Below are 11,700 nucleotides of genomic sequence, written 5' to 3'. Positions count from 1 at the left end.
GTCGTCGACGGCGCCGCCCCTTCCCCTCGATCCGCGCGCCACTGGGCGCTGCCAGGCGCTGCTACGCGTCCTTGAACTCCTGGCGCTGACGGCCGAGGCCGTCGATCTCCAGCTCCACCACGTCGCCCGCCCGCAGGAACGGCTTCGGCTCCGGCTGGCCCGCGGCCACACCGGCCGGGGTGCCGGTGACGATGACGTCGCCCGGGTACAGGGTCATGAACTGGCTCACGTACCGCACGACCTCGCCGACCGGGAAGATCTGGTCGGAGGTGTGGCCGTCCTGCTTGAGCTCACCGTTGACCCACAGCTTGACGTCGAGCGCCTGCGGGTCCGGGATCTCGTCCGCGGTGACCAGCCAGGGGCCGATCGGGGTGAAGGTCTCGCAGTTCTTGCCCTTGTCCCAGGTGCCGCCGCGCTCGGTCTGGAAGGCGCGCTCGGTCACGTCGTTGACCAGGACGTAGCCGCCGACGTGCGCGAGGCCCTCCTCGGGGGAGGCCAGGTAGCGGGCGGTGGCACCGATGACGACGCCGAGCTCGGCTTCCCAGTCGGTCTTGACGCTGGTGCGCGGGATCAGCACGGTGTCGTCGGGACCGACCACGGTGTCCGGGGCCTTGAGGAAAACGATCGGCTCGGCCGGCGCCTCGGCACCCACCTCGGCCGCGTGCCCGTGGTAGTTCAGGCCGATGCCCACGACCTTGCCTATGCGGCCGACGGCGGACCCGATCCGCAGACCCTCGGCGTCCAGCACCGGGAGCTCACCGGATCCGGCCGCGTCCCGTACTCGGGACAGCACGGAGTCGTCGGCGAGCAGTGCGCCGTCCACATCCGTGATCAGGCCGGACAGGTCCCGCAGGGTCCCGTCCTGGTCGAGCAGCGCGGGGCGCTCCGACCCGACGGGTCCTACACGCAGCAGCTTCATGGGCATTCTCCCGTGGTCGAGGGTGGTCGGCCCATGGGCATGCCCCGGGCCGGACGATGGGTTGCGGCCATCGGAGGATTGGTCGATCCTCCAAGATGTCGGCCTCATCCGCAAGACCCTGTTCACATGGCGGAACGCTCAGCTCCGCTGAGCGCCGGCTCCGCACGCTCCGCCCGGTCCTTCCGGTACTGGAGCCAGGCGCGCTCGGCGACCGACCACGCGGTGGTCGTGACCAGGTACAGCCCGGCCGCCAGCGGCACCAGGGCAGCCGTGATCAGCGTCCCGAAGGACAGCAGGGGCAGTACGCCGCCCAGCTTGCGCATGAGCTCCTGCTGCTCGGCCGTCACCACGGCGGCCGGACTGACCCCACGGCCTCCACCGGCCCCCGAGGCCTTGCCGGCCTTGCCGGCGTTGGCTGCCTTGGCCGCCTTCGCTGCCTTGCCGGTCTTGGCTGCGTGGCCGGCCTTACCGGCCTTCGTCCCGGCGGTGCCGGTCGCGGCGGCCGCGGTGGCCGAGGCAGCAGCGGTCGCCGCCATCAGCGCTGCGGTCTTGCGTCCGCGCACCGCACTCCACGCGGCCACCACCGCGACGACCGCGAACAGCCCGAGGAACACGAGCCCCTGCTCGCCGAAGGGGCCGCCCTCCCCCAGCGCCTCACCCCACCGGTCCCCGAGCGGCGCGGCGAACAGCCGGTGGCCGAGCAGCTCGTTGGCGGCCCCGCCGATCTCCGCCGAGGAGAACGCCCGGTACATCAGGAAGAACACCGGCAGCTGGAGCAGCACCGGCAGGATCCCCGCCACCGGGGTCGCCCCGCGGAAGGCGGCCCGGCTCAGCGGGTGCAGCGCGAGCCGCACGAGCACGGTGAACAGCACGATCGCGGCAGCGGTCGCGGACTCGGCCAGCACCGGCTCGAGCAGCCGGCCCAGCACGGAAACGAGATCGATGAATACGGACACGTGGGCCCTCCGAAGGGATGCGTCGAACGTCGAAAGAGATGCGTTTCGGCGTGACGACCCGCGAGGGGCGGCAAGGTGTGGCGATCAGAAGTGATCAGGAGGAAGGAGCTGCGCGCCCCTACGCGGCCGTCGGAAGGGAACGGCCGGGCGCCCTGGGCCGTGACCGGCCGGAAGCGTCGGGATCGCGCTGCGGCAGGAACGCCGTGCGCTGCTCGCGATCACGGATCGCGGTACGTATTCGGTGCGGGGGCACCGGCCGGACCAGCCGGGCGGCCAGGGCCGAGGTGCCCACCGCGACGGTGGCCGCGAGGACCACCACGACCGCGCCGAGCCCGCCCTCCCCGGCGAACAGCCCGAGGAAGCCGCCGAGCACCAGGAGGGAGACCAGCAGCGCCAGCAGCCGCCCGGGGCGAAGCCCGCTGTGCTCTGTCATACGAACCGCCCCCCTTCCCGCTCCCGCGCACGGACCCCCGTAAGAGACCCGCCACGCCCACCCGTTACTCGTACGCGCACCGACAACTCGCGCGCGTACTCGTACTCGTACTCGCGATCGATACTAACCGCGTGCACTGACAACGGACGGGGCTTCGTTTTCATCCCCGGTCCCGGGCAGCGGATCGCGCGCCAGCACCTCCTCGTCCGGCCGGGGGTCCCCCGCCCCGCTCCCCGCCCCCTCCCGCAGGCCGAGCCAGGCCACCGTCAGCGCGACCGCCAGGTTCACCGCGAGGGCGACCATGCCCGCGTTCACGCCCCACACCGGGTCGTTGCCCGTGAACACCAGCCCGCAGACCACCGCAACCCCCGCGGCCAGCCCGCACACCGCGGCGGCCGTCGTGAGCCTGCGCCACACCAGACCCAGCAGCAGCATCGGCACCAGTTGCGCCATGCCCTCGTAGGACACGAGCGAGAGCCTGACCAGCGTGTTCGGCGCCGTGTACGTCATCACCAGCGCGATCGTCCCGGCCGCCACCACGACCACCTGCGAGGCGAGCTTCTGCCGCGCGCCCGAGCTCCAGCGCGGCAGCAGCGAGAGCACGCTGCGCCCCCACATCGTGCCGATGACCAGCATGAACACCGCCATCGGCACGATCGACGACAGCGCCGCCGCCACCCCGATCACCCCGACCGCCCACGCCGGCAGGGAGTCCACGACCAGCTTGAACAGCGCGAGGTTGGACTCCGCGCCCGTCAGCCCCGGTACGACGAACAGCGCCGCCATGCCCAGCAGCATCGGCACGAAGAGCAGCACGTTGTACGCGGGCAGCAGGATGGCGTTGCGGCGGAGCGCGTCGGCGGAGCGCGCGCCCAGGTACCCCGCGACCGTGGTCGGAAAGATGACCACGGTCAGCGCGTTCAGCACGGTGGTGGAGGCGAACCACCCCATCCCCAGCTCGCCCCGGCCGCCCGCCCCGCTCCCGGCGCCGGGGAGCGTCAGCCACTGCGGGTGTTCGGCGGTGAGCCGGTCGAAGAGCTCCCCGTAGCCGCCGAAGTAGTGCAGGGGGACGTAGACGGCGAGGAACCCCAGGGTGCCGATGACCAGCACGTCCTTCAGCACGGACACCCATGCGCTGCCGCGCAGGCCGCTCACCACGACGAAGGCGGTGGTGACGGCGAAGGCGGTGAAGTAGGCCCATTCCAGGGACACCGCCCCGTAGGTGACCGTCGAGACCACCACGCCCATGCCGGTGATCTGGAGCTGGATGTAGGGGAGCAGGAAGACGGTCGCGAGCACCGCGACCGCGGCGCCGAGCCAGGGGCGCCCGTACCGGTGGCTCACCATGTCGGTGATGCCGACGAGGTTGTGGCGGCGCGCGTAGTCCCACAGCACGGGCCCGACGACGTAACCGACCGCGTAGCCGCAGGACATGTACGCGACCACGTACATCACGGGGGCGCCGTAGTTGTAGCCCCAGCCGGCCGCGCCGAGGTAGCTGAAGCTCGTGTACCCCTCGCCCGCCATCAGGACCCAGATGAACACGGTGCCGAGCGAGCGCCCGCCCACCGACCATTCGGCGAGCCCACCGCCGCCCCCGCCGCGCCCGCGCACCGCGAGCAGCCCGAGCGCGACGGTGGCCACCATGAACACGCCGAAGACGCTCGTCGCCACGGCCGCCTGGCTCACCGGTGATCACCGCGCCAGGTCAGCCAGACCGCGAGCGGGGTCAGCAGCGTCGCGCCGATGAACCAGAGGAGCAGGAACGGTACGCCGCCCAGTGCCGGCTCCACCCGGTTCGCGAGCGGCAGCGCTCCCAGGAACAGGACGAACGGCACGGCGAGCCACACCAACTGAGGACGTTTCACCCTTTTCTGACGCACCGCACCACCCTACGGTCCAGCCGCCCGTCCGCACGTCCGCCCGTCCGCACGTCAGCGCTTGAGGGTGCCCCACACCACGAGCCGGTACTTCGAGGTGTACTCCGGCGTACAGGTGGTCAGCGTGATGTACGCACCGGGCTCGCCGTACCCGGCCCCCGGCGTGACGGTGCTGCGCGGGACGGGCGCGATCACCCCGGTGTCGTGCTCGGTCGTCTGCGCCAGCGTCTGCCCGACCAGGTACACGTACCGCTTCCCCCGCACGTCCACGATCAGCTCGTCCCCGGCCCTGAGCCGGTTGATGTAACGGAAGGGCTCCCCGTGCGTGTTGCGGTGCCCGGCGACCGCGAAGTTCCCCTCGGCCCCGGGCTGCGCGGTCCCCGCGTAATGCCCGGCGTACCCCTTGTCGAGCACGGACCGCTTGTCCACGCCCTGCGCGACGGGCACGGCGACGCCGAGGCGCGGAATGCGCAGGATCCCGTACGCGGACTCCCGCGGCGGCGGCTTGGCGGTGCGCGGCCCGGGGTTCGCGGGCGCATCGCCCGAGGACCCGTCGGACCCGCCGGACCCGTCCGACTCGTCCGGCTCGTCCGACCCGTCCGACCCGTCCGGGGAAGCGCCGACAGCAGGATCTTCCTCCGCCCCCTCCTCCCCCTCCTCCGGCGGGGCGGCCTCCTCCAGCTCCCTCACCATCGCGTGCGCGGCGCTCAGTGCCTGCCGGTTGGTCCACCACACCTGGTGCACCACCAGCAACATCACCACCACGCCCACGGTGACGGCCAGTTCACCGGCCGCCCACAGCGCCCCCGCGAAACCGGCCCGGCGCGACCGCCGGCCCTTGCCCTGCACCACGACCCGCACGCGATCTCGCACGGGCGGCACCCTAAGTCCTCCCCCCTCAACTGACCAGCGGCAGTACGCTGCAAACCATGCGCCCCGACACGCCTGCCGAGCACATCGCCGAAGCCGAGCGCCTCATCCGCACGGCAGCCCGCTACCCCGAGGACCAGGAGCCGTTGCTCCTCCAGGCCGCGGCCCACCTCGAACTGGCCGACGAACGCGAGCGGGCGAGCGCCCTCTACGACCAACTCCTGGCCGCGGACTCGACGGACGACCCGTCCCTCGTCAAGGCCCTCCAGGCGGCCAACCTCTGGGAGTACGGCCACGAGCCGGAGGCCCGCGCCCTCATCCAGGGCATCCGCGCGGCGGCCCCCTCGGACCCGGCCCCCTGGGAGGTCATCGCCGAGGCCCTCGAAGCCCACGACGAACTCGAAGCCTCCCACGAGTGCTTCACCGAGGCGGCCACCCTCCTGGCCCCGGACAACACCCCCCTGACCCCGGCCACAACCGCGCTCCTCACCGGCCGCCACCGCGTACGCCGCCTCCTCGGGCTCCCCCACGACGACTGGGACATGGTCGCGGACACCCGCCACATCGGCCCGATCCCGCTGGACGAACTCCACGACCCCAAGCGCATCTGGGCCCTCGGCTCCGACGACCCCGCCGAACTCCGCGCCGAGATCGCCCGCCTGCGCGCCGAACTCGGCGACCGCCGCGCCGCGCTCTCCCGCCCCTTCCCGGTGGCCATCCTCCACTGGCCGGCACGCGAGCTCGCAGAACTCCTCACCTCGTACCCCACCCTCTCGGCGGAGTACCCCTCCCACGACGCCCACCTCGCCCAGGTGGAATCCTCCCTCCGCACCCTGGCCGCCTCGGGCACCACGAACCTCGGCATCGTCACGGCCAGCGTCCCCTCGTACGAAGCCTTCGCCGCCTCGGAGAAAACCTCCCCCTCCTCCCCGTCCCTCCTGGCGGAATACGCCACCACCCTGGCCGCCCGAGGCAAAGCCACCCCCTGGCCCCCCACCCCAGCCACCCCCTGCTGGTGCACCTCGGGCCGGCCTTACGGGCAGTGCCACGGGGCGGGCTGACCTGCTCGCCCCGGCCATGGGGACATAGGGCCCTGTCCATGGATCGCGACCGCCGTTACCCTTAGTCACTCCGTATGGCGAGTCTCCAAGGCAGGAAATGACCGACGACTGGCAGTTCGACGTACCCACGACCGGAACCAAGCACCTCCCACCGGACTCCCGGTACATGGAAGCGCTCAGCAGCCAGGGCTACGGGTTCGAAACCGCCATCGCCGACCTCGTCGACAATTCCATCGACGCCGGGGCACGCGACGTCGTCATCCACTTCCTGCGTGACGAGGACCGGCTGGTCAGCCTCTTGGTCATCGACGACGGCAAGGGCATGACCGAGGAGGATCTCGACGTCGCGATGACCGTCGGCGGCCGTCGCGGATACGACCCCCAGTCTCTGGGAATGTTCGGGACAGGGCTCAAGTCGGCCTCCTTGAGTCATGCCGGAGCAGTGACCGTGGTGAGCAAGACGCGACGGACGAGGGCCGTCGGGCGGCGCTGGCTCATGGAGCGGGCCGTCAGCGGGTACCAGTGCGACATCGTCGCGGGCGACTACGCCCAGTCCCTGATCGACCGCTACTCCGGGCGGCCGATCACTTGGCAGGGAACGGTCATCCGCTGGGACGGCGTGAAGGACTTCCCGCGCCACGGAGGGGGCGGGCAGACAAATCGCTATCTACTGCGCACCATCAACCGTCTCGGGCTCCAGCTCGGCTTGTACCTCCATCGTTTCCTGGCCCGCGACGACTTCAACATCACCATTGCCGTCGAGGACGTGAATACCGGAACCGAATACATGAATTTCGGCGTCGAGCCACTCGACCCCTTCGCGTATCCGGTGTCCGGTCACCCGGACCACCCCCGCCGATTCACCGTCGACTGCCCGTCGATCCCCCGAATGTCCCTCGAGGCCCACATCTGGCCGGCCAAATCCACTCTGGACGGCTTCAAAGCCGTCGGCACCGGGCTCGACCGGCAGGGATTCTACTTCTACCGCCACAACAGGCTGGTTCAAGCAGGCGGCTGGAACAACTTCCGCCAGCCCGAACAACACCTCGCACTGGCACGGGTTGCCGTCGATCTCCCGTCCGATACCGCGGACGTCTTTCGACTCACCGTGAAGAAGGAGGGAGTGGAAGTCTCCCCCGAGTTCATCTCGGCCCTTGACGGAGCCGTGGACTCCGAGGGTCGACGGTTCCCCGGATATGTGGCCGAGGCCGATGCGGTCTATCGGGACTCACGCAAGCGTGCGAGCACCACTCGGAAAGCCGTCATCGGACCGGGCAAGGGATTCGACCCCACGCTGCGAGAAACGATCGAGGACGAGCTCCCCCTGATTCCGGGAGAGGAACCCATCTCGGTTCGTTGGCAGAAATTGGACAACAGCATCTTCTTCGAGATCGACCGCGAAGAGCGCACCATCGTTCTCAATCAGCACTACAGGACGGCCCTCTTGGGTGGACGTCGCGGTGGACTGAACGATGCTCCGACCGTCAAGGCCCTCGTTTATCTCCTCCTCCACCAGGTGTTCGAGAAGGAGTACAGCGGCAGTCGCGAAAAAGACAACCTGCAATTGTGGCAGTCCGTTCTGATCGCCGCCGCACGAGTGGAGCTGGAACGGATGGGCGACGATGACTGACCGCGGCACGGCCCCGGAACTGGGCTGGTCGACGGTCGAGCACTTCTTGGGCGCGGGCCAAGCCACGAGCTATCGACTTTCCGATGCCGGGGCTCGGCGTACGGTCCGCTACGAGATCGGCCACGGCGGGCGCGACATCTCGCTCACCGTGGAACTGGACCGCCACCAAAGGCCGCCTCGCTCCACCCTGCCTGCCGTGGCCATCGACCAAATCAACCATCACGGCACACGCATGGCACGGATCAGCACCACTCAGGTGGCCCTCATGCGCGACTTCCACGACCTCCTGATGGCTGTGGCGGATCGAATCGTCACCGGCGACCGCACGCTGGAAGAAGCACTCGACGAAACCATCCGCGCTTGGGGCGAACTACTCGGTCGACCTCGCGGACTCGGTCTGGAGAAGCGCATAGGTCTCCACGGGGAACTCGCCGTTCTGCAGGCAGTTGCCCGGTCGCACGGCTGGGAGACGGCGGCTCGGTCCTGGACGGGCCCTCGTGGGGAACAGCACGATTTCGGACTCGCAACCACGGACCTCGAGGTGAAGACGACGACATCCGAAGAGCGCCGGCACACCGTCCACGGAATCCGACAGCTCGAGGAGTCAGAAGGACGTTCGCTCTGGTTCGCCTCGATCCAGCTGACACGAGGCGGAATCGGGGGGCGTTCCCTCGGGGACTCGGCCGCCGCGGTGCTCCGCGACGCCCGCGCGGCCGACCGCATCGCCGCAATGTCCATAGAAGGCTCTCTCGCATCGGCGGGATGGTCCTCCGACGAACGGGACGACGAGCGTTGGACCCTGCGTACGGAACCGCTGCTCGTTCCGGCCGACGATCTACCGAGGATGACCACGGACATGTTTCCCGCCTCGGTCAGGGAGCACGTTTCCTCGATCGACTACTGCATTCACGTCAACCACCTGTGCCCCGTGCCGGGATCCCCGGTCGATCTCACAGACTTCCGTCTCCCGTGACGAACGAGGATTCCCGATGACAGGCAACGACACCCTCAGGCTCGCATTGCACGGTGCCGTGCTGGCCGACCTCGACGGCAGCAAGCCCAAGAACTTGGCCCGTGCTCTGGTCTATCAAGCCGAAGACATGGATCCCGATGCCGAGGCATTCGCTTCCGAGGGCGATTTCCAGTCCGCCTTGCGGGACGCCAGGGCCACCGACCAGCTGGTCGAATTGTGGCGCCGCCAGCTCGCCAAGTGGGACTACGCGGAGCGTCCCGTCTGGGGGGATACGGTGGCGCGAACGGATGAGCGCCGCAGCGAGATCTACCGCCTGCTCAAGCTGGAAGACGCCACCTGCAAGCTGCTCGACGAGCTCGTCCCCGTCCCCAAGACCGCCGGTCCCCTCGTAATCAGCGAGAAGTTCAAGCCGTGGTACACCCCGGAGTCTCAACGGAGCCGCCCTCACTATTGGCCGGCGTACCGCAAACTCCTCGCCGACAAGGGATGGCCCCCGCACGCCATCGCCGGTCTCGATGTCGCGACGGACCAGGTCGTCGAACGGCTGGCCGACCCCACGGACGAGGAGGTCTACCAATCGAAGGGCCTCGTCGTCGGGTACGTCCAGTCCGGGAAGACCGCCAACTTCACCGGGGTCGTGGCCAAGGCCGTCGATGCCGGATACCGCCTGGTGATCGTCCTCGGGGGCACGCTCAACATGCTGCGAGCCCAGACCCAACGCCGCCTCGACATGGAACTCGTGGGGCGGGAGAACATCATGCGCGGCGCCGACGAAATGGAGTCGGACTACGCGGACGACCCGGCCTGGAAGGCCGGCAAGTTCATCACCTTCGGCGGCATGCCGTCCGCGCTGGGGGCCTTCGATATCGTCCGCATGACGACGCGGAAGAACGACTACAAGAGTCTCCTTCAAGGCATCACGGCTCTGGAATTCGAGAAGCGAGAGCCGGCGCTCCCGCTGTACGACCGGGAGAACCTTCACCGCTCATCCGCGAGCCTCATGGTGGTCAAGAAGAACAAGACCGTATTGGCCAAGCTCGTCAAGGACCTCGGCAAGATCAGAACACCGCTCTCCGAGATCCCCGTCCTGATCATCGACGACGAGTCGGACGAAGCCTCCGTCAACACGTCGAAGCCCGATGCGGCTCAGCGAAGTGCCATCAACGAGCAGATCTCCAAGCTCCTGAAGATGCTGCCCCGGGCCCAGTACGTGGGCTACACCGCCACACCCTTCGCCAACGTCTTCGTCGACCCCAGCGACACCGAGGACATCTTCCCCAAGGACTTCATCATCTCCCTCCCCCGACCCGACGGGTACATGGGGGCGCGAGACTTCCACGATCTGGACTCCGCGTTGGAGGCCGGTGAGCTCACGTTCGCCAACTCCAACGAGAAGGCACACGTACGCGACATCGTGGACGATGCCGACGACGACACCTGCATGCAGCAAGCCATGGACATGTTCGTCCTGAGTGCGGCGATGAAGCTGTACCGAGAGGACCTGGGGGGCCTCGGAGACGGATTCTTCCAGCACCACACGATGCTGATCCACGAGTCGGTACGAACCCATGTACATCGGTCCCTGCACGAGCGGGTTCTCGGGTTGTGGCACGAATCCGGCTACACGGGACCCCAGGGCCACGCTCGATTGCGCCACTTGTTCGACACCGACGTCTCCCTCGTCTCCGCCGTACGTTCCGACGGGCATGCCGTCCCCGGCTCGTACAACGAACTCCTGCCCTACGTGGGACCTGCGGTCGTCCGCATCGGCGGCGACGAACAACCGATCATCGTCGTGAACGGCGACCAGGACCTTGAGACGGGCGAGGCCGACTTCGACAAGCGCGCGATCTGGAAGATCCTCATCGGTGGCCAAAAACTCGCCCGTGGGTTCACGGTCGAGGGGCTCACCGTCTCCTTCTTCCGACGCCGGGCCGGGAACGCTTCCACCCTCATGCAGATGGGCCGTTGGTTCGGCTTCCGAAAGGGATATCGAGACCTCGTACGCCTGTACCTCGGCCGAAAGGAAACGATCGGAGGGTCCGAATTCGACCTTTACGACGGCTTCCAAGCCATCTGTCGGGATGAGGAAGCATTCCGATCGGAACTGGAACGCTATTCCGAAATGGTCGACGGGCGCCCTCAGGTCACCCCCGACCAGATCCCACCGCTCGTCTCACAACATGCGCCGTGGTTGAAGCCGACGAGTCCGAACAAGATGTACAACGCCCGGCTGGAACTCGTCCGATCGGCCGGCCGCTGGGAGGAGCCCACCGCCTATCCCCAGAAGGGCCTGGAAAACAACACGGCCCTGTGGTTGCCCATCTTGGAAAGCCTGGGCGAAGTACCCGCGACGTATGCCTACCACTTCCCGCAAGAGGGCACCACGCACCGCTTCCCGGCGCTGACCGGCACCGTGCCCGCCGAGGCGATGCTTTCGGTGTTCGAGCAATTGCACTGGGAGACCGTCGAGCCCTTCGATCCTCACCTCCGCTACCTCGAGGAGATCACCAGGGCCGCCCCCGGAAAGATCGACGACTGGCTCGTCCTCGCCCCACAGCACCTGGCCTCCGACAACAAGACCTTGAGGCTCGGCGGCTCGGGCCGCAGCTACTCCTGGTTCTCCCGCGACCGCCGCAAGGACCGGCATCCTCTGTTCGGCGCCATCAGCGACCGGAAGCACCGTGGAGTCGCCCATCGGATCGCGGGCGCCCTCCCTGATTCCGGCGACGCCGCAACGGAGAGCCTCGTTGGGGAGCGCCGCGGCGCGCTCGTCCTCTATCCGGTGCTCGAGCGGCATCACCGCGCATCCATCGACTCCGAGGGTCGCATCGGCGCGGACAAGGTCGTCATGGCTTTCGCCTTCGTCGCCCCGGCAACCGCGCAGAGTGCCAACGGTCGGGTTGTCCAATTCACGACGGTCTCTTCGGTGGCGAGTGCGATCATCGACAGGTCGGAGATCGACAAGGGCTGATCCG

The 11,700-nt window shown here is 68.6% G+C and carries 10 protein-coding genes; 4 read left to right on the top strand and 6 right to left on the bottom strand.

What is annotated here, in order from left to right:
- Window positions 1–61 precede the first annotated feature (61 nt).
- The 6 genes from ACFWNV_RS20320 to ACFWNV_RS20295 all read right to left on the bottom strand — a co-directional run bounded on the left by ACFWNV_RS20320 (window position 62) and on the right by ACFWNV_RS20295 (window position 5,061).
- Window positions 62–919 (bottom strand): fumarylacetoacetate hydrolase family protein, encoded by an 858-nt coding sequence (locus ACFWNV_RS20320; RefSeq protein WP_383948664.1) that lies wholly within the window; start codon window positions 917–919, stop codon window positions 62–64.
- Between the two features lie 122 nt (window positions 920–1,041).
- Window positions 1,042–1,875, bottom strand: coding sequence for a hypothetical protein (locus ACFWNV_RS20315; protein ID WP_383948661.1), 834 nt, complete (start codon window positions 1,873–1,875; stop codon window positions 1,042–1,044).
- 118 nt (window positions 1,876–1,993) lie between these two features.
- A complete protein-coding gene (locus ACFWNV_RS20310) occupies window positions 1,994–2,308 on the bottom strand; it encodes a DUF6412 domain-containing protein (protein WP_383948659.1) in 315 nt (104 codons plus the stop codon).
- A 123-nt stretch (window positions 2,309–2,431) separates the two neighbouring features.
- Window positions 2,432–3,955: a sodium:solute symporter gene (locus tag ACFWNV_RS20305; RefSeq protein WP_383948676.1), complete on the bottom strand. Its 1,524-nt coding sequence runs from the start codon at window positions 3,953–3,955 to the stop codon at window positions 2,432–2,434.
- Between the two features lie 38 nt (window positions 3,956–3,993).
- Window positions 3,994–4,158, bottom strand: coding sequence for a DUF3311 domain-containing protein (locus tag ACFWNV_RS20300; RefSeq protein WP_383948673.1), 165 nt, complete (start codon window positions 4,156–4,158; stop codon window positions 3,994–3,996).
- Between the two features lie 84 nt (window positions 4,159–4,242).
- Window positions 4,243–5,061, bottom strand: coding sequence for a class E sortase (locus ACFWNV_RS20295; protein ID WP_383948657.1), 819 nt, complete (start codon window positions 5,059–5,061; stop codon window positions 4,243–4,245).
- A 56-nt stretch (window positions 5,062–5,117) separates the two neighbouring features.
- Between ACFWNV_RS20295 and ACFWNV_RS20290 the strand changes: the two genes are divergently transcribed.
- The 4 genes from ACFWNV_RS20290 (at window position 5,118) to ACFWNV_RS20275 (ending at window position 11,696) form a co-directional block, all read left to right on the top strand.
- Window positions 5,118–6,119: an SEC-C metal-binding domain-containing protein gene (locus tag ACFWNV_RS20290; protein ID WP_383948654.1), complete on the top strand. Its 1,002-nt coding sequence runs from the start codon at window positions 5,118–5,120 to the stop codon at window positions 6,117–6,119.
- A 97-nt stretch (window positions 6,120–6,216) separates the two neighbouring features.
- A complete protein-coding gene (locus tag ACFWNV_RS20285) occupies window positions 6,217–7,749 on the top strand; it encodes an ATP-binding protein (RefSeq protein ID WP_383948652.1) in 1,533 nt (510 codons plus the stop codon).
- Window positions 7,742–8,722 (top strand): PD-(D/E)XK motif protein, encoded by a 981-nt coding sequence (locus ACFWNV_RS20280; RefSeq protein ID WP_383948649.1) that lies wholly within the window; start codon window positions 7,742–7,744, stop codon window positions 8,720–8,722. The genes ACFWNV_RS20285 and ACFWNV_RS20280 overlap by 8 nt, the downstream gene beginning before the upstream one ends.
- Window positions 8,723–8,738: 16 nt before the next feature.
- Window positions 8,739–11,696: a Z1 domain-containing protein gene (locus ACFWNV_RS20275; RefSeq protein ID WP_383948647.1), complete on the top strand. Its 2,958-nt coding sequence runs from the start codon at window positions 8,739–8,741 to the stop codon at window positions 11,694–11,696.
- Window positions 11,697–11,700 lie beyond the last annotated feature (4 nt).

The organism is Streptomyces sp. NPDC058401 (assembly GCF_042722885.1).
GTDB lineage: Bacteria > Actinomycetota > Actinomycetes > Streptomycetales > Streptomycetaceae > Streptomyces.
This window is presented reverse-complemented; position numbering and strand designations above follow the sequence as displayed.

Bases quoted from the DNA above. Each gene is read 5' to 3' on its own strand.
- ACFWNV_RS20280 (WP_383948649.1), top strand. From the start codon at position 7,742: ATGACTGACCGCGGCACGGCCCCGGAACTGGGCTGGTCGACGGTCGAG.
- ACFWNV_RS20320 (WP_383948664.1), bottom strand. From the start codon at position 919: ATGAAGCTGCTGCGTGTAGGACCCGTCGGGTCGGAGCGCCCCGCGCTG.
- ACFWNV_RS20310 (WP_383948659.1), bottom strand. From the start codon at position 2,308: ATGACAGAGCACAGCGGGCTTCGCCCCGGGCGGCTGCTGGCGCTGCTG.
- ACFWNV_RS20275 (WP_383948647.1), top strand. From the start codon at position 8,739: ATGACAGGCAACGACACCCTCAGGCTCGCATTGCACGGTGCCGTGCTG.
- ACFWNV_RS20285 (WP_383948652.1), top strand. From the start codon at position 6,217: ATGACCGACGACTGGCAGTTCGACGTACCCACGACCGGAACCAAGCAC.
- ACFWNV_RS20305 (WP_383948676.1), bottom strand. From the start codon at position 3,955: ATGGTGGCCACCGTCGCGCTCGGGCTGCTCGCGGTGCGCGGGCGCGGC.
- ACFWNV_RS20290 (WP_383948654.1), top strand. From the start codon at position 5,118: ATGCGCCCCGACACGCCTGCCGAGCACATCGCCGAAGCCGAGCGCCTC.